The organism is Streptococcus sp. oral taxon 431 (assembly GCF_001553685.1).
Lineage (GTDB): Bacteria > Bacillota > Bacilli > Lactobacillales > Streptococcaceae > Streptococcus.
Map to the genome: position 1 here is coordinate 681,357 of NZ_CP014264.1, position 21,339 is coordinate 702,695.

At 40.9% G+C, this 21,339-nt stretch carries 21 protein-coding genes; 20 read left to right on the forward strand and 1 reads right to left on the reverse strand.

Annotation, left to right across the window (positions count from 1 at the left end):
• The first annotated feature begins 110 nt into the window (after nt 1-110).
• The 11 genes from tpiA (at nt 111) to whiA (ending at nt 11,171) form a co-directional block, all read left to right on the forward strand.
• On the forward strand, nt 111-869 hold the full coding sequence (tpiA, locus tag AXE83_RS03285) for a triose-phosphate isomerase (RefSeq protein ID WP_000087887.1): 759 nt from the start codon (nt 111-113) through the stop codon (nt 867-869).
• 230 nt (nt 870-1,099) lie between these two features.
• On the forward strand, nt 1,100-2,836 hold the full coding sequence (locus AXE83_RS03290; protein ID WP_060955423.1) for an ABC transporter ATP-binding protein: 1,737 nt from the start codon (nt 1,100-1,102) through the stop codon (nt 2,834-2,836).
• A gap of 10 nt (nt 2,837-2,846) precedes the next feature.
• On the forward strand, nt 2,847-4,628 hold the full coding sequence (locus AXE83_RS03295; RefSeq protein ID WP_060955424.1) for an ABC transporter ATP-binding protein: 1,782 nt from the start codon (nt 2,847-2,849) through the stop codon (nt 4,626-4,628).
• 146 nt (nt 4,629-4,774) lie between these two features.
• Nucleotides 4,775-5,293: a Dps family protein gene (locus AXE83_RS03300; protein WP_060955425.1), complete on the forward strand. Its 519-nt coding sequence runs from the start codon at nt 4,775-4,777 to the stop codon at nt 5,291-5,293.
• A 127-nt stretch (nt 5,294-5,420) separates the two neighbouring features.
• Nucleotides 5,421-5,927: a dihydrofolate reductase gene (locus tag AXE83_RS03305; RefSeq protein ID WP_060955426.1), complete on the forward strand. Its 507-nt coding sequence runs from the start codon at nt 5,421-5,423 to the stop codon at nt 5,925-5,927.
• A gap of 201 nt (nt 5,928-6,128) precedes the next feature.
• Nucleotides 6,129-7,361 (forward strand): ATP-dependent Clp protease ATP-binding subunit ClpX, encoded by a 1,233-nt coding sequence (gene clpX / locus AXE83_RS03315; protein ID WP_006145154.1) that lies wholly within the window; start codon nt 6,129-6,131, stop codon nt 7,359-7,361.
• Nucleotides 7,362-7,369: 8 nt separating this feature from the next.
• A complete protein-coding gene (gene yihA, locus AXE83_RS03320; protein ID WP_006148034.1) occupies nt 7,370-7,957 on the forward strand; it encodes a ribosome biogenesis GTP-binding protein YihA/YsxC in 588 nt (195 codons plus the stop codon).
• Nucleotides 7,958-7,966: 9 nt separating this feature from the next.
• Complete coding sequence (locus AXE83_RS03325; RefSeq protein WP_001140424.1) at nt 7,967-8,347, forward strand: RidA family protein; 381 nt, start codon at nt 7,967-7,969, stop codon at nt 8,345-8,347.
• Between the two features lie 51 nt (nt 8,348-8,398).
• Entirely contained in the window at nt 8,399-9,289 is an 891-nt protein-coding gene (gene rapZ, locus AXE83_RS03330) for an RNase adapter RapZ (RefSeq protein WP_060955428.1), read from the forward strand.
• A complete protein-coding gene (locus AXE83_RS03335; protein WP_060955429.1) occupies nt 9,286-10,263 on the forward strand; it encodes a YvcK family protein in 978 nt (325 codons plus the stop codon). The genes rapZ and AXE83_RS03335 overlap by 4 nt, the downstream gene beginning before the upstream one ends.
• Complete coding sequence (gene whiA, locus AXE83_RS03340; RefSeq protein ID WP_000011302.1) at nt 10,260-11,171, forward strand: DNA-binding protein WhiA; 912 nt, start codon at nt 10,260-10,262, stop codon at nt 11,169-11,171. The genes AXE83_RS03335 and whiA overlap by 4 nt, the downstream gene beginning before the upstream one ends.
• A 33-nt stretch (nt 11,172-11,204) precedes the next feature.
• Here the strand turns inward: whiA and AXE83_RS03345 are convergent, their stop codons facing one another.
• Nucleotides 11,205-12,173 carry an NAD(P)/FAD-dependent oxidoreductase gene (locus AXE83_RS03345; RefSeq protein WP_060955430.1) on the reverse strand — a complete coding sequence of 323 codons (969 nt, stop codon included), beginning with the start codon at nt 12,171-12,173 and terminating at the stop codon, nt 11,205-11,207.
• Nucleotides 12,174-12,307: 134 nt separating this feature from the next.
• Here AXE83_RS03345 and cdaA point away from each other — a divergent pair, with 134 nt between their 5' ends.
• From cdaA to AXE83_RS03390, 9 genes are all read left to right on the forward strand, one after another.
• On the forward strand, nt 12,308-13,165 hold the full coding sequence (gene cdaA / locus AXE83_RS03350; RefSeq protein WP_060955431.1) for a diadenylate cyclase CdaA: 858 nt from the start codon (nt 12,308-12,310) through the stop codon (nt 13,163-13,165).
• On the forward strand, nt 13,152-13,943 hold the full coding sequence (locus tag AXE83_RS03355) for a CdaR family protein (RefSeq protein ID WP_060955432.1): 792 nt from the start codon (nt 13,152-13,154) through the stop codon (nt 13,941-13,943). The genes cdaA and AXE83_RS03355 overlap by 14 nt, the downstream gene beginning before the upstream one ends.
• A gap of 21 nt (nt 13,944-13,964) precedes the next feature.
• Nucleotides 13,965-15,314, forward strand: coding sequence for a phosphoglucosamine mutase (gene glmM / locus AXE83_RS03360; RefSeq protein WP_060955433.1), 1,350 nt, complete (start codon nt 13,965-13,967; stop codon nt 15,312-15,314).
• 65 nt (nt 15,315-15,379) lie between these two features.
• Nucleotides 15,380-15,754, forward strand: a complete 375-nt coding sequence (locus AXE83_RS03365) for a DUF1149 family protein (RefSeq protein WP_001050093.1) — start codon at nt 15,380-15,382, stop codon at nt 15,752-15,754.
• A 3-nt stretch (nt 15,755-15,757) separates the two neighbouring features.
• The gene (locus AXE83_RS03370; protein ID WP_060955434.1) at nt 15,758-16,606 is read left to right on the forward strand and encodes a DegV family protein; all 849 of its coding nucleotides are present in this window, start codon (nt 15,758-15,760) and stop codon (nt 16,604-16,606) included.
• Between the two features lie 282 nt (nt 16,607-16,888).
• Entirely contained in the window at nt 16,889-17,656 is a 768-nt protein-coding gene (gene dapB, locus AXE83_RS03375) for a 4-hydroxy-tetrahydrodipicolinate reductase (protein WP_060955435.1), read from the forward strand.
• The gene (locus AXE83_RS03380; RefSeq protein ID WP_083500977.1) at nt 17,653-18,852 is read left to right on the forward strand and encodes a CCA tRNA nucleotidyltransferase; all 1,200 of its coding nucleotides are present in this window, start codon (nt 17,653-17,655) and stop codon (nt 18,850-18,852) included. Before dapB ends, AXE83_RS03380 begins: the two co-directional genes overlap by 4 nt.
• Nucleotides 18,849-20,717, forward strand: a complete 1,869-nt coding sequence (locus tag AXE83_RS03385; protein ID WP_060955437.1) for an ABC-F family ATP-binding cassette domain-containing protein — start codon at nt 18,849-18,851, stop codon at nt 20,715-20,717. Before AXE83_RS03380 ends, AXE83_RS03385 begins: the two co-directional genes overlap by 4 nt.
• Nucleotides 20,717-21,322 (forward strand): hypothetical protein, encoded by a 606-nt coding sequence (locus tag AXE83_RS03390; RefSeq protein WP_060955438.1) that lies wholly within the window; start codon nt 20,717-20,719, stop codon nt 21,320-21,322. Before AXE83_RS03385 ends, AXE83_RS03390 begins: the two co-directional genes overlap by 1 nt.
• Nucleotides 21,323-21,339 lie beyond the last annotated feature (17 nt).

Genomic DNA, 21,339 nt, shown 5'->3' on the forward strand with positions numbered 1-21,339 from the left:
AACTGGAAAGTTTTTGAAAAGAAGACTTCTAGTTACAGAGTAAGATTTGCAAGCTATCTTTAAATATGATAAAATAAGTAGAAAATAAAATGAAAAAAGAGGTATGTGAAATGTCACGTAAACCATTTATCGCTGGTAACTGGAAAATGAACAAAAACCCAGAAGAAGCAAAAGCATTCGTTGAAGCTGTAGCATCAAAACTTCCTTCAGCAGACCTTGTTGAAGCAGGTATCGCAGCTCCAGCTCTTGATTTGACAACTGTTCTTGCTGCTGCTAAAGGTTCAAACCTTAAAGTTGCTGCTCAAAACTGCTACTTTGAAAATGCTGGTGCTTTCACTGGTGAAACTAGCCCACAAGTTTTGAAAGAAATCGGTACTGACTACGTTGTTATCGGTCACTCAGAACGTCGTGACTACTTCCACGAAACAGACGAAGACATCAACAAAAAAGCAAAAGCAATCTTTGCTAACGGTATGCTTCCAATCATCTGTTGTGGTGAAAGCCTTGAAACTTACGAAGCTGGTAAAGCAGCTGAATTCGTAGGTGCTCAAGTTTCTGCTGCTCTTGCTGGATTGACTGCAGAACAAGTAGCTTCAACAGTTATCGCATACGAGCCAATCTGGGCTATCGGTACTGGTAAATCAGCTTCACAAGACGATGCACAAAAAATGTGTAAAGTTGTTCGTGACGTTGTAGCTGCTGACTTCGGTCAAGAAGTAGCTGACAAAGTACGTGTTCAATACGGTGGTTCAGTTAAACCTGAAAACGTTGCTGAATACATGGCTTGTCCAGACGTTGACGGAGCTCTTGTTGGTGGTGCATCACTTGACCCAGAAAGCTTCTTGGCATTGCTTGACTTTGTAAAATAAGCTTCAAATATCTGAGACAGACAGTTCCCCCTCTCGAGGTTTTGGCTGCCTGTCTTCTTTTTAGTAAAAAGGCGTGCGTAAGCACGCTCTTTTCTGCATTTTATACTCAATGAAAATCAAAGAGCAAACTAGGAAGCGAGCCGCAGGCTGTACTTGAGTACGGCAAGACGAAGCTGACGTGGTTTGAATTTGATTTTTGAAGAGTATTAGAAGAAAAAGAAAGGAGAATCATGCTGTATATTTGGTCTTATCTCAAACGCTATCCCAAGTGGTTAGTGTTAGACTTTCTCGGGGCAATTTTCTTTGTCATTGTCAATCTAGGTTTACCAACAGTTTTGGCCCGCATGATTGACCAGGGAATCAACCAAGGTGACCAGGATAAACTCTATTTTTGGGCCATCATCATGTTGGTTATTATCGTCTTGGGAACATTTGGGCGGGTTGTTCTAGCTTATGCTGCTAGTAAATTGACCACGAATATGGTTAAGGACATGCGGGATGATGTCTATGCAAAGCTGCAAGAGTATTCTCATCACGAATATGAACAAATTGGTGTTTCTTCATTGGTGACTCGTATTACTAGTGATGCCTTTGTCCTTATGCAGTTTGCAGAGCAGACGCTTAAATTGGGTGTTATCACTCCCATGATGATGCTGTCGAGTATTCTCATGATTTTCTTAACTAGTCCCTCACTAGCCTGGATTGTCGCTTTTTCCGTTCCTTTCCTAGCTGTAGTAGTCCTTTATGTGGCAGTGAAAACGCGCCCCTTATCTGAAAAACAACAGAAAACACTAGACAAGATAAATCAATATGTCCGTGAAAATTTGATGGGGCTACGAGTGATTCGTGCCTTTGCTCGTGAAGATTTCCAAGAAAACCGTTTCGAAGAGAAAAATGCAATCTATGCAGATAATTCAAATCGTTTGTTCAAATTGACTGGTTTGACCGAACCTCTTTTTGTGCAAATCATTATCGCTATGATTGTGGCAATTGTTTGGTTTGCTCTAGATCCTCTCCAACAAGGAAGTTTGCAGATTGGGGATTTGGTAGCCTTCATCGAGTATAGTTTCCATGCCCTCTTGTCTTTCCTTTTCTTGTCAAACCTCTTTACCATGTACCCTAGAACGGCCGTATCCAGTGAACGCTTGAAGGAAATCATGGATATGCCGATTTCCATTGATCCAAATGAGGACGGAATTCAAGAAACAGAAACACATGGTTACTTAGAATTTGATAATGTGACCTTTGCCTATCCTGGGGAAACAGAAAGCCCTGTTTTGCATAATATTTCCTTTACTGCTAAACCGGGAGAAACCATTGCTTTTATCGGTTCGACTGGGTCAGGTAAGTCTACCCTGGTTCAGTTAATTCCTCGTTTTTATGATGTTACACTGGGGAAAATTAAGGTCGATGGTGTTGATGTCCGGGATTACCGTCTCAAATCACTCCGCCAGAAAATTGGATTTATTCCACAAAAAGCCTTGCTCTTTACAGGGACTATCGCAGACAATCTCCGTTATGGGAAAGAAGATGCCAGTCATGAGGACTTGCACCAAGCAGCTGATGTAGCCCAAGCCAAAGACTTTATCGAAAGTCGAGAAGAAGGTTTTGCGACGCATCTGGCTGAAGGGGGAAGCAACCTATCAGGTGGTCAGAAACAACGTTTGTCGATTGCACGAGCGGTTATCAAGGGTCCAGATATCTACATCTTTGATGATTCCTTCTCAGCCTTGGACTATCGTACAGATGCAATCTTACGACGTCGTCTCAAGGAAGTGACGCAAGATGCTACGGTATTGATTGTTGCGCAGCGTGTTGGAACCATCATGGATGCTGACCAGATTATCGTCCTTGATAAAGGTGAAATCGTTGGTCGTGGCCGTCATGAAGAATTGATGGAAACCAATGACATCTATCGAGAAATTGCTGAGTCGCAGTTGAAAAATGCGTCTCTGACAGAAGATTAGGAGGTAAAGGATGAAACATCAATCTAGTCTAGCTCGTCTATGGAGCTATTTAAAAGCCTACCGTTTCTCTGTTTTCTTTGCAGTCTTCTTGAAAATAGTCAGCGTCGTTATGAGTGTTATCGAGCCATTCGTATTGGGGCTTGCTATCACTGAGTTAACCAGCAACCTCCTTGCTATGGCAAATGGTGTTGCAGGAGCGGGTATCAATACCAGCTATATCGCAGTAATTCTAGTGATTTATCTCTTGCGTGGTCTTCTTTATGAGTTGGGGTCTTACTATTCAAACTACTTTATGACCAATGCGGTGCAGTCCATGATAAAGGATTTGCGAAATGAAATGAGTGAAAAAATCAATCGTATTCCTGTGTCTTACTTTGATAAGCACCAGTTTGGAGATTTGTTAGGCCGTTTTACCAGTGATGTTGAAACTGTTTCAAATGCTCTTCAACAATCCTTCTTACAGATTGTCAATGCAGTCTTTACCATTCTTTTTGTTATGGGAATGGTTCTCTATCTAAATATTCAGTTGGCTATCATTGTTATCTTGTCGATTCCGATAACTTATTTTGGGGCTAAAACAATTCTGAATCGTTCGCAACCATACTTTAAACAGCAGGCAGCTATCTTAGGACGCATGAATGGTTTTGTGCAAGAAAACTTGACAGGTTTTAATGTCCTCAAACTTTTCGGACGCGAAGAAAACTCTCAAGAGAGATTTGAAAAAATTACGGATGAATTGCAGCGGGTTGGATTCAAGGCGAGCTTTATTTCAGGTTTGATGATGCCTGCCCTTCATATCGTTTCTGATTTAACATACTTAATTGTAGCTGTCTTAGGTGGTTTGCAGGTTATTGCAGGTCGCTTGACGATCGGTAATATGCAGGCTTTCGTTCAGTATGTGTGGCAGGTCAGTCAACCGATCCAAAATATCACTCAATTAGCAGGACAAATGCAAAGTGCTAAGTCTTCGCTTGACCGTGTCTTTGAAGTTTTAGATGAACAGGAAGAAGTTCAAACTGCTGAAGTAAAAGAGTTGGCGCCGTTGACAGGTCAAGTTAGCTTCAAGAATGTTGATTTCCGATATGTGGAAAATAAACCATTGATTCGTAATTTCAACTTAGATGTTGAACCTGGAGAGATGGTAGCCATCGTAGGACCAACTGGAGCAGGTAAAACAACCTTGATTAACCTTCTCATGCGTTTTTACGATGTAACAGCTGGTGCTATTTTAGTGGATGGCCAAGATATTCGTGACTTGTCTCGTCAGGACTATCGTCGCCAGTTTGGCATGGTCTTACAGGATGCCTGGCTCTATGAAGGTAGCATCAAGGAAAATCTTCGCTTTGGAAATTTGGATGCAACAGATGAAGAAATCGTTGAGGCGGCTAAGGCGGCCAATGTTGACCACTTTATTCGCACTCTTCCTGGTGGCTATAACATGGAGATGAATCAAGAATCTAGCAATATTTCTCTTGGTCAGAAACAACTTTTGACTATCGCACGTGCTCTCTTAGCGGATCCAAAAATCTTAATTTTGGACGAAGCAACCTCATCAGTCGATACTCGTCTAGAGCTCTTGATTCAAAAGGCCATGAAACGTTTGATGAAGGGGAGAACAAGTTTTGTTATTGCCCATCGACTTTCGACTATTCAGGAAGCTGACAAGATATTGGTACTTAAAGATGGACAGATAATCGAACAAGGAAATCATGAAAGTCTCCTAGCTGCAAAAGGTTTCTATTATGACCTTTATCAAAGTCAATTCTCTGGGAAAGGCACAGAAAACAACTAAAAATTACAGTTTCCTATTCTTAAATTATCAGTCTATTAGAACTTTTTTAATATGAGTTAATTCCCTTGCTTTTGTCTACTGGGAGTAGTATACTAAAATAGTAATCAATAAAGATGGTTACAAAAAATAATCATGAGGTGAGAAAGATGGTAGAATTGAAAAAAGAAGCAGTAAAAGACGTAGCAACATTATCTAAACCAGCGGCAGAAGCGCTAGTAAATACAAAGGAAGTTTTGAATCAATCAGTAGCAGACTTGTATGTAGCCCATATCGCTCTTCATCAAGTACACTGGTACATGCGTGGACGTGGATTCATGGTATGGCATCCTAAGATGGATGAATACATGGATAGCCTTGATGGTTACCTTGACGAAATCAGCGAGCGTTTGATCACTCTTGGTGGCAAACCATACTCTACTCTGACAGAGTTTCTTCAACACAGTGAAATCGAAGAAGAAGTTGGAGAGTTCCGCAACGTAGAAGAAAGTTTGGAACGTGTTCTTGAAATTTATCGTTACCTCATCACTCTTTTCCAAAAAGCTTTGGATGTAACTGATGAAGAAGGTGATGATGTAACAAACGATATCTTCGTTGGTGCTAAGGCAGATCTTGAAAAAACAGTCTGGATGCTTGCTGCAGAATTAGGACAAGCACCTGGTTTGTAAGATACTCTATTTTGTCAAAAATCCGTAGAAAACTTCTACGGATTTTTTCTATTTGGGTGGGCGTTCCAAAACAGTCTTTTTTGAAGATTTTTGATAAAATAGAACTATCAATAAAAAGGATGAAAGCATGACAAAGAAAATCGTAGCCATCTGGGCTCAAGATGAAAAGGGTGTAATTGGAAAAGAGGATCGCTTACCATGGCATTTGCCAGCAGAGTTAAAACATTTTAAAGAAACAACCTTGAATCATGCCATCTTGATGGGACGTGTCACCTTTGATGGAATGGGACGACGATTGCTTCCAGGACGTGAGACTCTGATTTTGACGCGCAATCCTGAAGAGTCAATTGAGGGTGCTCTTTTTTTCCAAAATGTTGAGGATGTTTTAGACTGGTACCATAACCAGGATAAAAATCTCTATATCATTGGGGGCAAGCAGATTTTTCAGCTTTTTGAAGCTTATCTTGATGAGATTATTGTGACACAAATCCATGCTCAAGTTGAAGGGGATACTTTTTTTCCAGCAGATTTTGACTTGACTGTTTTTGAGACTGTTACAAGCAAATCTTATAGCAAAGATGAGAAAAATGCCTATGATTTTACCATCGAATATAGAAAGAGAAAGGAAGTCTAATGGAGCGCAGTATTTTTGGATTTTTTACAGCTCTTTTGTGTGCTGTCTGTCTTGTGGCTGGATCACACGCTTTTCGTAAAAAGCGCTTTGGACTTGCTACTCTACTTTGGCTAAATGCTTTTACAAACTTGGTGAATAGCATTCATGCTTTTTATATGACCTTATTTTAGATAGAAAAATCATTTAGAACGGAAGGGAATCATGCCTACAAATAGGAAAAATGATATGATGGTTTATTGCTCATTTTGTGGCAAAAGCCAAGAAGAAGTAAAAAAAATAATCGCTGGGAACAATGCCTTTATCTGTAATGAATGTGTGGAGTTGGCCCAGGAGATTATTCGTGAGGAGTTGGCTGAGGAAGTCTTGGCAGACTTGTCTGAAGTACCAAAACCAATCGAACTCCTAAACATTTTGAACCACTATGTGATTGGTCAAGATCGTGCCAAACGTGCTTTGGCAGTTGCTGTATATAACCACTACAAACGCATCAATTTCCATGACACTCGTGAAGAATCAGAAGATGTGGATTTGCAAAAGTCAAACATTTTGATGATTGGCCCAACTGGTTCTGGGAAGACTTTCCTTGCTCAAACCCTTGCTAGAAGTTTGAATGTACCATTTGCTATTGCTGATGCAACAGCCCTTACTGAGGCTGGCTATGTAGGTGAGGACGTGGAAAATATCCTCCTCAAACTCTTGCAAGCTGCTGACTTTAACATCGAACGTGCAGAACGTGGAATTATCTACGTGGATGAGATTGACAAGATTGCTAAGAAGAGCGAAAATGTCTCTATCACACGTGATGTTTCTGGTGAAGGGGTGCAACAAGCCCTCCTCAAGATTATCGAAGGAACTGTAGCTAGCGTACCACCTCAAGGAGGACGTAAACATCCTCAACAAGAAATGATTCAAGTGGATACCAAGAATATCCTCTTCATTGTGGGTGGGGCCTTTGATGGAATCGAAGAAATTGTCAAACAGCGTCTTGGTGAAAAAGTTATCGGTTTCGGACAAAATAACAAGGCTATTGACGAAAACAGCTCATACATGCAAGAAATCATTGCAGAGGACATTCAAAAATTCGGTATTATCCCTGAGTTGATTGGGCGCTTGCCTGTCTTTGCAGCTCTGGAGCAATTGACAGTAGATGACTTGGTTCGCATTTTGAAAGAGCCAAGAAATGCCTTGGTCAAACAATACCAGACCTTGCTTTCTTATGATGATGTTGAGTTAGAATTTGACGACGAAGCCCTCCAGGAAATTGCCAATAAAGCAATCGAACGCAAAACTGGTGCACGTGGTCTTCGCTCAATCATCGAAGAAACTATGCTAGACGTTATGTTTGAAGTTCCAAGTCAAGAAAATGTGAAAACAGTTCGTATCACAAAAGAAGCGGTTGACGGAACGGCTAAGCCAATCCTAGAGACAGCCTAGAGGTGACTATGGAAATCAATACACACAATGCTGAGATTTTACTGAGTGCTGCCAACAAGTCCCACTATCCGCAGGATGAACTTCCTGAGATTGCTCTTGCAGGTCGCTCTAATGTTGGGAAATCTAGTTTCATCAATACCATGCTCAATCGTAAGAATCTAGCTCGTACCTCTGGAAAACCAGGAAAAACACAACTACTCAATTTCTTTAATATTGATGATAAGATGCGTTTTGTGGATGTGCCCGGCTATGGTTATGCCCGTGTTTCCAAAAAGGAACGTGAAAAATGGGGTCGTATGATTGAAGAGTACTTGACTACTCGAGAAAATCTTCGAGCGGTTGTTAGTCTTGTAGACCTTCGCCATGATCCGACGGCTGATGATGTACAGATGTACGAATTTCTTAAATATTACGAAATTCCTGTCATCATTGTGGCGACTAAAGCAGATAAGATTCCGCGTGGTAAATGGAATAAGCACGAATCAGCTATTAAAAAGAAATTAAACTTTGATCCAAGTGATGATTTCATCCTCTTTTCTTCAGTGACAAAAGCAGGAATGGACCAAGCTTGGGATGCTATTTTAGAAAAATTGTGAGGAATACAAATGGCAAAAACAATTCATACAGATAAAGCTCCAAAGGCAATCGGACCTTACGTTCAAGGAAAAATCGTTGGCAACCTTTTGTTCGCTAGCGGTCAAGTACCTCTATCTCCTGAAACTGGAGAAATCGTAGGAGAAACAATCCAAGAACAGACAGAACAAGTCTTGAAAAATATTGGAGCTATTTTAGCAGAAGCAGGAACAGATTTTGACCATGTTGTTAAAACAACTTGCTTCTTGAGTGATATGAACGACTTTGTACCTTTTAACGAGGTTTACCAAACAGCCTTTAACAAGGAATTTCCAGCTCGTTCAGCTGTAGAAGTAGCTCGTCTTCCTCGCGATGTAAAAGTCGAAATTGAAGTCATCGCAGAGATTGGATAAGCGAGTTGAAGTTTGGTTCTTCCAAACTTCTTTTGATATAAGGAGACAATGATGACAAAGAAACAACTTCACCTGGTGATTGTGACAGGAATGAGTGGTGCAGGAAAAACTGTAGCCATTCAATCCTTTGAGGATTTAGGATATTTTACCATTGATAATATGCCGCCTGCCCTCTTACCAAAATTTTTGCAGTTGGTTGAGACCAAGGATGATGACCACAAGTTAGCCCTAGTGGTGGATATGCGTAGCCGTTCTTTCTTCTCAGAGATTCAGGCTGTCTTGGATGAATTGGAAAATCAAGATGATTTGGACTTTAAAATCCTCTTTTTGGATGCAGCAGATAAGGAATTGGTGGCACGCTATAAGGAAACTAGAAGAAGTCACCCTCTGGCAGCAGATGGTCGTATCTTGGACGGGATTAAGTTGGAACGCGAACTTTTGGCACCCTTGAAAAATATGAGTCAAAACGTAGTAGACACAACAGAGTTAACTCCCCGTGAACTTCGTAAGACGATTGCAGAGCAATTTTCAGATCAAGAACAGGCTCAGTCCTTCCGTATTGAGATTATGTCTTTCGGGTTTAAATACGGCATTCCAATTGATGCTGACTTAGTTTTTGATGTCCGTTTCCTCCCAAATCCCTACTATCTACCAGAACTTCGCAATCAGACAGGTGAAGACCAGGCCGTTTATGACTATGTCATGAATCATGAAGAATCTGAAGATTTTTACCGCCATTTGCTGGCCTTGATCGAACCAATCCTACCTGGCTATAAAAAAGAGGGCAAATCAGTTTTAACCATTGCTGTAGGTTGTACAGGTGGACAACACCGAAGTGTTGCATTTGCCAAACGCTTAGCCAATGATTTGTCTAAGAATTGGTCTGTAAATGAAAGTCATCGTGATAAAGATCGAAGAAAGGAAACGGTAAACCGTTCATGAGAAAACCAAAAATTACGGTGATCGGTGGAGGAACTGGAATCCCAGTTATCTTAAAAAGTTTAAGGGAAAAGGATGTCGAGATCGCAGCGATTGTAACCGTAGCTGATGATGGAGGTTCTTCAGGTGAACTGCGTAAAAATATGCAGCAGTTGACACCACCTGGGGATTTACGCAATGTACTTGTTGCCATGTCAGATATGCCAAAGTTCTATGAGAAGGTTTTTCAATACCGCTTTTCGGAGGATGCAGGTGCCTTTGCTGGACATCCTCTGGGGAATATTCTCATAGCAGGGCTTTCTGAAATGCAGGGTTCAACCTATAATGCTATGCAATTACTGAGTAAATTTTTCCATACGACAGGTAAGATTTATCCATCTAGTGATCATCCCTTAACCTTGCACGCAGTCTTTAAAGATGGTTCAGAAGTAGTTGGGGAAAGTCACATTGCAGACCATCCAGGCATGATTGATCATGTTTACGTCACCAATACCCTGGATGATGAAAAACCACAAGCAAGTCGTCGAGTTGTTAATACCATTCTTGAGAGTGATATGATTGTCTTAGGGCCTGGTTCACTCTTTACCTCCATTTTGCCTAATATTGTTATTGAGGAAATCGGCCAGGCACTTCTTGAGACTAAGGCTGAGGTGGCTTATGTTTGCAATATCATGACCCAGCGTGGCGAGACAGAGCATTTCACAGACAGTGACCACGTAGAAGTCTTGCAACGTCATTTGGGTAGACCATTTATTGATACTGTGCTTGTTAATATCGAGAAGGTACCTAGAGATTATATGGATACCAACCGTTTTGATGAGTATTTAGTACAGGTTGAGCATGATTTTGAAGGCTTACGTAAGGAAGTCCCACGTGTCATTTCATCCAATTTCTTACGTTTGGAAAATGGTGGCGCCTTCCACGATGGGGATTTAATCGTTGATGAATTGATGCGCATCATACAGGTGAGAAAATGAGTTTCACAGTAGCAGTAAAAGAAGAAATCCTAGGTCAGCATCATCTGAGTCGCTATGAGTTATCAGCCATTATCAAGATGTCTGGAAGCGTAGGTTTGTCGAGTTCTGGCTTGACCTTGTCCGTTGTTACAGAGAGTGCCAAACTTGCCCGCCATCTCTATGAATCTTTCTTACACTTCTATGGCATCAAGTCGGAGATTCGTCATCATCAGAGAAGTAATCTACGGAAAAATCGCGTCTATACTGTGTTTACAGATGAGCAAGTTCAAGAACTTTTAGCTGATTTGCGTTTGGCCGATTCTTTCTTTGGTCTGGAGACGGGAATTGATCCAGATATTTTAGGAGATGAAGAAGCAGGACGTGCCTATCTTTGTGGAGCCTTCTTAGCGAATGGCAGCATTCGTGATCCCGAGTCAGGCAAGTATCAGCTGGAAATTAGTTCAGTTTATCTAGATCATGCCCAAGGGATTGCTTCGCTTTTGCAGCAGTTTTTGTTAGATGCCAAGGTGATTGAACGAAAAAAAGGTGCAGTGACCTATCTCCAGCGAGCAGAAGATATTATGGATTTCCTGATTTTGGTGGGAGCCATGCAGGCGCGAGATACTTTTGAAGGTGTCAAGATTCTCCGAGAAACTCGTAATGATCTCAATCGTGCCAATAATGCAGAGACGGCTAATATTGCTCGTACGGTTTCAGCGAGTATGAAAACCATTAACAATATCAGTAAAATCAAAGATAGAATTGGCTTGGATAATCTTCCAGCAGACTTGCAGGAAGTCGCCCGTCTGCGTATCCAGCATCCAGACTATTCTATTCAAAAGTTGGCAGATAGTCTGACAAATCCACTCACCAAAAGTGGTGTCAATCATCGACTGAGAAAGATTAACAAAATCGCAGAGGAACTGTAAAAACCACGAATCGTATGATTCGTGGTTCTTTTCTTATAGACTTGTAGAGTGTTTTGGTTGAACTTTTTGTTCTGGGTCGATGTAGTTAATGGCATTGTTGACAGCAGTTGGTGCTTCACCTAGACCGGTTGCAATCAAGTCAATCTTACCTTCGTAGTAGCAGCAGTCACCGATAGCGTAAATTCCAGCTTGGCTTGATTCCTGCTTGCTATTGACGATAATCTTGTGACGGTTAAGGTCAAGTCCCCATTTTTTAAGATTACCTACAGAAGATTTGAAGCCATAGTTGACAAAGAGGTGGCCCAACTCAATGCTTTCTGTCTCCTCGGATTTAACTTTTGTGATTTCAAGCTTGTCTAAAGTTTTTCCATCTCCAAGAAGCTGACTTGGCACAAAAGGTGTTTTGATAGTCACAGAAGACTCTTGCAAGGCTTGGACGCTATGCTCAAGAGCACGGAAGTTATCGCGACGATGCACAAGTGTAGTTGGAGCAATCTTCTCAAAAGCTAAAGCCCAGTCAACGGCTGAGTCACCACCACCCAGGATGGTTACCTTCTGACCAGCGTATTGTTGAATATTAGAAACGTGGTAGTGGATATTGTCATAGCCTTCAACCCCTTCTAATTCGAGTGGACGTGGTTTAAAGGCACCACCACCCATAGCAATAATAACGGTTTTAGAAGTATGATTTCCCTTATTAGTTGTAATCTTAAAAACATCATCCCCTTTTTCAATCTCAAGAACAGTTTCATTGAGGTGAACAGGTGTCTCAAACCCTTCAAGTTGTTCCAAAAGGCGGTTAGTCAATTCTTCCCCTGTGAGGTTTGGAAAACCAGGAACATCGAGAATTTGTTTTTCAGGATATAGGATAGCAGGCTGACCACCTAGTTGAGGAAGAGAATCGATGATTTGTACTTTGGCTTGACGAAGGTGAGCATAAAAGGCTGCGAAAAGACCAACAGGTCCACCTCCTACAATGGTAATATCATATAGTTCAGACATGGTTTCTCCTTAATTCATTTCTATCATTTTATTCTATCATATTTTCTACCAATTTAAAATGAAGTAGGGGGAAGAAAATTTTCATATAAAATGATATAATGAAGAGTAGCTTTTTTATGGAGAGGAGGCCTAGAATGAATTTTCAACAATTATCTAATCTTCAATACTGGTCTAGTTTATTTTCCAGTCCTTGGAGTATTCTGATAAATGTGATTGATATTCTTATCGTTGCCTATATCTTATACCAATTTACAAAATCAATTGCAGGAACCAAGATTATGATCCTGGTTCGAGGTGTTTTAGTTTTTATCTTAGCTCAGATAGCAGCAAATACCCTAGGCTTGACAACTATTTCCTGGTTGATCAATCAATTGATTACTTACGGTGTTATCGCAGCGGTAGTTATTTTCTCTCCAGAAATTCGGACAGGTTTAGAGCGTTTGGGACGTGCGACTGATTTCTTTTCAAGTACACCAATGAGTTCAGAAGAACAGATGATTCAGGCCTTTGTTAAAGCGGTAGAATATATGAGCCCTCGTAAAATTGGAGCACTGGTCTCTGTTCAGCGTGTCAGAACCTTGCAGGAATATATTTCCACGGGGATTCCTTTAGATGCTAAGATTTCTGCAGAACTCTTAATCAATATCTTCATTCCAAACACACCTTTACATGATGGTGCAGTCATTATAAAAGGGGATCGAATAGCTGTAACATCTGCTTATCTTCCACTTACCGAAAACACTGGTATTTCTAAGGAGTTTGGAACACGACACCGTGCAGCTATTGGTTTATCTGAAGTATCAGACGCCTTAACATTTGTTGTGTCAGAAGAAACTGGAGGCATTTCCATTACCTATAATGGTGTCTTTAAGCATGATTTAACGATGGAAGAATTTGAGGAAGAACTACGTCGTATACTGATTCCGGAAAATTCACAAGAGCCAAGCTTAACAGAGCGTATATTAGGAGGCTGGAAGAATGAAAAAAAATAGTTTATATATCATCTCCTCACTCCTATTTGCTTGCGTTTTATTTATCTACGCTACCTCTATTAATTACCAAAATAATAATAATGCAAGACCAGCTCGAACAGAAACCTATACCAATACGGTCGTAAATGTACCGATTGATATTCAGTACGATAGTGAGCAGTATTTTATTAGCGGTTTTAGTTCAGAAGTAACGGTATTTTTAACTGGATCTAATCGAGTGACCTTGGCTAGTGAGATGCAAGAAAGCACTCGTAAATTCAAGGTTATTGCAGATTTGACACAGGCGACAGAAGGAACCGTTGAAGTTCCCTTGACCATTGAGAATCTTCCAAGCGGTTTAACAGCTCTAGCAACACCACAAAAAATCACCGTTAAAATTGGGAAGAAGGCAACACGGGATAATTTACCAGTCACTCCACAGATCGACTCTGGTAAGGTTGATGAACGAATTCTCATCGATAGTGTGACCGTTTCAGATGAACGCGTTTCAGTTACAAGTGATGCCGACACCTTATCTAAGATTGATAAGATTGTGGCTGTTTTACCAACTAGTGAAAAAATTACTGGAAATTATACAGGTTCAGTTCCCTTACAAGCTATTGATAAGAATGGAACAGTTTTACCAACGGTGATTACACCGTATGAAACAACCATGAAGATAACAACGAAACAAGCTAGATCAACAAGTAGTTCTACCTCTTCAACGACTAGCTCATCTTCAACGAAATCTTCTACTACAGGGCCTGAAACCAAACCAGACTCTTCAAAGAAAGACTAAAAAATTAGAAAAGGATATAACATGGGTAAATATTTTGGAACGGATGGAGTCCGTGGAGAAGCAAACGTAGAACTTACGCCAGAATTAGCTTTTAAATTGGGACGTTTTGGAGGCTATGTTCTCAGTCAACATACGACTGAAGCGCCAAAAGTTTTTGTAGGACGTGACACTCGTATCTCAGGTCAAATGCTTGAAGCAGCTTTGATTGCTGGACTTCTTTCAGTGGGAATTCACGTTTATAAGCTTGGAGTTCTTGCAACACCAGCAGTAGCTTATCTTGTTAAAACAGAAGGTGCGAGCGCTGGTGTCATGATTTCAGCTAGTCACAACCCAGCCCTTGATAATGGAATCAAATTCTTTGGTGGTGATGGCTTTAAACTAGACGATGACAAAGAAGCAGAAATCGAAGCCTTGCTAGATGCCAGTGAAGATACTCTCCCACGTCCAAGTGCAGAGGGCTTAGGTACGGTTGTTGACTACCCAGAAGGTTTACGTAAGTATGAATCCTATCTTGTTTCAACTGGAACTCCTCTTGAAGGGATGAAGGTTGCCTTGGATACTGCTAACGGTGCAGCAGCAACAAGTGCTCGTCAAATTTTTGCAGATCTAGGTGCTCAATTAACAGTTATCGGTGAAACACCAGATGGCCTTAACATCAACTTGAACGTTGGTTCAACTCATCCAGAAGCTTTGCAAGAACTTGTAAAAGAAAGCGGGTCAGCTATCGGTTTAGCCTTTGATGGGGATAGCGACCGTTTGATTGCTGTTGATGAAAATGGCGAAATTGTCGATGGTGACAAGATTATGTACATCATTGGGAAATACCTCTCTGAAAAAGGTCAATTGGCTCAAAACACGATTGTGACAACAGTTATGTCCAACCTCGGTTTCCATAAGGCCTTGGATCGTGAAGGGATCAATAAGGCAGTTACTGCTGTTGGAGACCGCTATGTAGTTGAAGAAATGAGAAAATCTGGCTACAATCTCGGAGGTGAGCAGTCAGGTCACGTTATCTTGATGGACTATAATACTACTGGTGATGGTCAGCTTTCAGCTGTTCAATTGACGAAGATCATGCAAGAAACAGGTAAGAGTTTGTCTCAATTGGCCTCAGAAGTGACAATTTACCCACAAAAATTGGTCAATATCCGTGTGGAAAATACCATGAAAGAAAAAGCTATGGAAGTTCCTGCTATCAAAGCTATTATCGAGAAGATGGAAGAAGAAATGGCAGGAAATGGTCGCATCCTCGTTCGCCCAAGTGGAACGGAGCCACTCTTGCGTGTCATGGCTGAAGCCCCAACCACTGAGGAAGTAGACTACTATGTAGACACTATTGCTGAAGTTGTTAAAACTGAGATTGGTATTTAGTAAATCTAGCAGAAAATAAAAAAATATGGTACAATGGCAACTATATTGTACCAATGGAGATGAAAATGAATTTAAAACGTGAACAAGAATTTGTCAGTCAGTATCACTTTGATGCGCGTAACTTTGAATGGGAAAATGAAAATGGAGCACCTGAAACTAAGGTAGATGTAAACTTCCAGTTGCTTCAGCATGATCAAGAAAATCAAGTTACCTCTTTAGTAGTTGTTTTGAGCTTTATGATTGTCTTTGATAGATTTGTCATTAGTGGAACGATTTCTCAAGTCAACCATGTTGAAGGTCGTATTATCGATCAACCAAGTGATTTCAGCCAAGAAGAGGTTGAGACACTAGCACGTCCATGTTTGGATATGCTTAATCGTTTGACTTATGAAGTAACAGAAATTGCCCTTGATTTACCGGGAATTAATTTGGAGTTTTAAGAAATGAAGTTAGCGGTCATAACAGACTCATCTGCTTTTCTACAAGCGGAAACCTTGCGGAAAGAAGATTTATTTGTGCTAGACATTCCTGTGAATATCGATGGACAGGAGTATGTTGAAGGTGTAAATCTAACCGCTCAAGAATTTTATGAAAAAATGGCTTCAGCAAGCGAATTACCAAAAACGAGCCAACCAAGTATTGCCAAGTTGGATGAAATTTTATCATCATTAAAAGCTAAAGGCTATACACATGCCTTAGGTCTTTTCCTATCTTCTGGAATATCAGGATTTTACCAAAATATCCAGTATATGAAGGATGAATATGAAGGGTTAACCATTGCCTTTCCTGATACCCGTATTACAAGCGCTCCCCTAGGCTATATGGTTGAGAGTGTCTTGAAATGGGCAGAGCAAGGAGATGGCTTTGAGTCTATCTTAGATAAAGTAACTGAACAGATTGAAAATACCTCAGCCTTTATCATGGTGGATGATCTTGACCATCTAGTTAAGGGGGGACGACTCTCTAATGGCGCGGCTATTTTGGGGAATCTCCTAAGTATCAAGCCAATCCTATATTTCAATGACCAAGGTGTGATAGAAGTATATGAAAAGGTTCGTACAGAGAAAAAGGCTACAAAACGCTTAGTTGAAATTGTTAAAGAAGCAACAGCTAATGGGAATTACCAGATTACTGTCATTCACGGTAATGCTCCTCAAAAAGCAGCAGATTTGCGCCAGCTTTTAATCGATGGTGGAGTGGCTACAGATGTTTCAATTGCAACCTTCGGTAGTGTTATTGGGACTCACCTGGGAGAAGGAAGTATTGCTCTGGGATATACACCCATAATCTAGACTATTTTTCATGGGCAGCAAAGGTCCTTTGTATCTTGAAAATTGAACACGCATGGAACCCAGTGTGAAATAGATAGTTCTTCCAAGAAGTATACACTCCTTGATCAGAACTCCTAATTTCACTTTGTGTTCTTACAGGCTTTGTATCTTAGAAATTGAATACGGACTACCTGCCTCTTGAAAAAAGATGCCTGTCTTGCCTTTCGTGGAAAGTCAGCGCCATTCCCTATTTTTCATGGGCAGCTAAGGTCCTTTGTATCTTAAATAGGAGTAGAGATTGAGATGAGTATTCGAGTAATTATTGCTGGTTTTAAGGGAAGAATGGGCCAATCTGCTTGTCAAATGGTTTTGTCTGATTCTGAACTTGAACTGGTAGCGGTTTTAGATCCTTTTGAGTCTGCATCTGACTGGCAGGGAATTCCAGTATTCAATGATAAGAATGATTTGACAGGTTTTGAGGCAGATGTATGGGTTGACTTTACAACACCAGCTGTTGCCTATGAGAATACACGCTTTGCTCTTGAAAATGGCTTTGCTCCAGTAGTTGGAACAACAGGTTTCACTAGTCAAGAGATTGAAGAACTAAAAGAATTTTCTCGTTCTAAAAACTTGGGTGGCTTGATTGCTCCTAACTTTGCTTTGGGTGCTGTCTTGCTCATGCAATTTGCGACACAAGCTGCAAAATACTTCCCAAATGTAGAGATTATTGAGCTTCACCATGACAAGAAAAAAGATGCTCCGAGCGGAACAGCTATCAAAACAGCGGAATTGATGGCAGAAGTTCGTGAGTCTATCCAACAAGGTGCTAGTGATGAGGAAGAACTCATTTCAGGGGCACGTGGAGCTAACTTTGATGGTATGCGAATCCATTCAGTCCGTTTGCCAGGTTTGGTAGCTCATCAGGAAGTTATATTTGGAAATCAGGGAGAAGGATTGACTCTACGTCATGACTCCTATGATCGTAGCTCCTTCATGACAGGGGTGAATTTGGGAATCAAAGAAGTTGTCAAGCGTCATGAGCTTGTCTATGGATTAGAACACTTATTATGAGATTAACACAAATGCCTTCTGAATTTCAGAAGGCTTTACCAGTATTAGAAAAAATTAAAGAAGCAGGCTTTGAAGCCTATTTTGTTGGAGGTTCTGTTAGGGATGCCCTACTCAATCGTCCCATCCATGATGTGGATATTGCGACTTCATCTTATCCAGAAGAGACCAAGCAGATTTTTCCACGGACAGCTGACATTGGCATTGAACACGGAACAGTTTTGGTTTTAGATGGAGATGAAGAGTACGAGGTCACCACTTTTCGAACAGAGGATGTCTATGTAGACTATCGGAGACCAAGTTCAGTTTCTTTTGTTCGTTCGTTAGAAGAGGACCTCAAACGCCGTGATTTCACAGTCAATGCCTTTGCCTTGGATGAGATGGGCGAAATCATTGATTTGTTCGATGGTTTGAGAGATTTAGAAAATCAAGTTTTACGAGCAGTTGGTGTAGCTAGTGAGCGTTTCAACGAAGATGCTTTGCGGATTATGCGTGGTTTCCGTTTTCAGGCCAGTCTTGGCTTTGAGCTTGAGCAAGAAACCTTTGAAGCTATGAAAGATCTGACACCACTCTTAGAGAAGATTTCTGTGGAGCGCACCTTTGTCGAGTTTGATAAGCTTTTACTGGCTCCCTATTGGCGAGTAGGTCTGTCTTCTATGATTGCAAGTAAAGCTTATGATTATCTTCCGGATATGGCTGGTAGTCAGGAGAACCTCCAATCTTTATTTGACTTAGATGCTGATTTTACCTTTGAATCTTCTGAACAAGCCTGGGCTGCACTTTTATGGGTTTTAGAAGTGGAAGATGCGCAACAATTTTTGAAACATTGGAAAACTTCGCGTCAATTCGCTAAGCAGGTTCAAGATTTACTTACGATCTTAGAACTTCGTGAAGAAGGTGAACTAAGCAAGCGCGATTGTTACCGTTTTGATCTAGATTTACTTTTACAGGCTGAACATCTTCGTCAGGCTCAAGGAAAAGAAGTCAATCCACAGGCTATCGAAGAGACTTACCACAGCCTAACCATCCATGATAAGAAAGAAATTCAAATCAATGGTGGGATTCTCATCAAGGAATACGGCTATCAGCCAGGACCAGAAATGGGAGAAATTTTAGCAGAGATTGAGTATGCTATCGTGGATGGGGATTTGGAAAATAACTTGGAAGCCATCCATGCTTACTTGAGGGAGAAAAAATGAGTGATTTTATTGTTGAAAAACTAAGTAAATCTGTTGGTGATAAGACTGTCTTTAAGGATATTTCCTTTATTATCCATGAATTGGACCACATAGGACTCATTGGTGTCAATGGAACAGGAAAGACGACCTTATTAGATGTTCTTTCAGGCGTTTCAGGTTTTGATGGCGATGTTAGCCCATTTTCAGCAAAGAGCGATTACAAGATTGGCTATCTAACCCAGGATCCGGATTTTGATGATGGCAAGACTGTCTTGGATACTGTCCTATCAAGTGATTTGAAAGAAATCCAGCTGATACGTGAATATGAACTACTCATGCTCAACTATAGTGAGGATAAGCAGGCTCGTTTAGAACGGGTTATGGCTGAGATGGATTCCCTCCAAGCTTGGGAAATTGAGAGTCAAGTCAAGACTGTTCTCAGTAAACTAGGCATTCAAGACTTATCAACTCCTGTTGGAGCTTTGTCTGGTGGTCTGCGAAGACGGGTTCAGTTGGCCCAAGTGCTGTTAGGAAATCACGATCTTTTGCTTTTGGATGAACCAACCAACCACTTGGATATTGCCACGATTGAGTGGCTGACCCTCTTTTTGAAAAATTCCAAGAAAACGGTTCTCTTTATCACCCATGATCGTTATTTCCTAGATGCGCTTTCGACGAGAATTTTCGAGTTGGACCGTGCTGGTTTGACCGAATATCAAGGAAATTACCAAGACTATGTTCGCCTCAAGGCTGAACAGGATGAGCGCGATGCAGCTCTTCTTCACAAAAAAGAGCAACTTTATAAGCAAGAATTGGCCTGGATGCGCAGACAACCACAGGCTCGTGCAACCAAGCAACAAGCACGTATCAATCGATTCCATGATTTGAAAAAGGAGGTTTCTGATACTAGTGTTGAGACAGACTTGAGCATGAATTTTGAAACCAGCCGTATCGGTAAGAAGGTCATTGAGTTCAAGGATGTTTCCTTTGCCTATGACGACAAACCGATTCTGCAGCATTTTAACCTTTTAGTGCAAGCCAAAGACCGTATCGGAATCGTTGGTGACAATGGTGTTGGGAAGTCAACCCTTCTTAACCTAATTGCAGGAAGTTTGAAACCGACTGAAGGAAAGGTTATTATCGGTGAAACGGTTCGCATCGCCTATTTCTCTCAACAAATCGAAGGCTTGGATGAGAGTAAGCGGGTTATCAATTACCTGCAAGAAGTGGCAGAAGAGGTTAAGACTAGCGGTGGTACTACGACATCTATCGCGGAGTTATTAGAACAATTTCTCTTCCCACGCTCAACTCACGGCACCTTGATTGAGAAGTTGTCTGGTGGTGAGAAAAAACGTCTCTACCTCCTTAAGTTGCTATTGGAAAAACCCAATGTGCTACTTTTGGACGAGCCGACAAATGATTTAGATATTGCGACCTTAACTGTTCTGGAAAATTTTTTACAAGGTTTTGCAGGTCCAGTCTTGACAGTTAGTCACGACCGTTATTTCCTTGATAAGGTGGCGACTAAGATTCTTGCTTTTGAGAATGGCATCATACGTCCGTTCTTTGGCCACTATACCGACTACCTAGATGAAAAAGCCTTCGAAGCAGAAGCAACAAGTCAAGTTCAAAAGGCTGAGAAGGAAAAAGTCGTCAAAGTCCGTGAAGAGAAGAAACGAATGACCTACCAAGAAAAGCAGGAGTGGGCAAGTATTGAAAGTGATATCGAAGCCTTGGAAAATCGTATCTCTGTTATTGAAGAGGAAATGCAGGCCAATGGCTCTGACTTTGGGAAGCTAGCTACTCTTCAAAAAGAGTTAGATGAGAAGAATGAAGCCTTGCTTGAAAAATATGAACGCTATGAATATTTAAGTGAGTTGGCTTAATGGAAGAAAAAATCATCAAATGGAGCAGTAAGAAAATCATCTGGACTATTCTTCTCTGCTTAGTTGAGTTAGCTTTTCTTCTTTGGATCCTATCTTTTATGATGACCTATCCCAAGGAGGCACCTGTGGGATTGGTGGCATTAAGACTCTTTGTCTTATTCTTAATCATCATTGTTGGGTGGATTTTGTATGAACGTTTGCGACTTCTTTTTTCAGATAAAGAGTATTTGAAATGTACGGCGCAAGGTTTTTCCTATAAGCCACATCCTAAAAAAGATTGGCAGTTTTATTCCTGGGGGCAGGTAGAAACGTTTTCTCTTATGAGAATCAAGGGTGGAAGAAGTTCAAGGGATTTTTATACTATTGAAGTTCATTTTTTTGACAAGGATTTTATAAAACCCAATTCTTTATGGAATCGTCTACGAAGTAGATTTTCGACTGCAAAGCAATCAAATGTTTTGAAAATCCCAATCTACTTGCTGGATGTCGGTTTACCGCGAAGAGTCTTTGAAGCCATGTCCTACTTTGAGCGAGAGTGGCGTATCGAACAAAATCGTCAACTCAATCAAAACTCTAAAAGCAAAAAGAAGGAAAGATTTCATTAAACGAGCAATAGTTACAG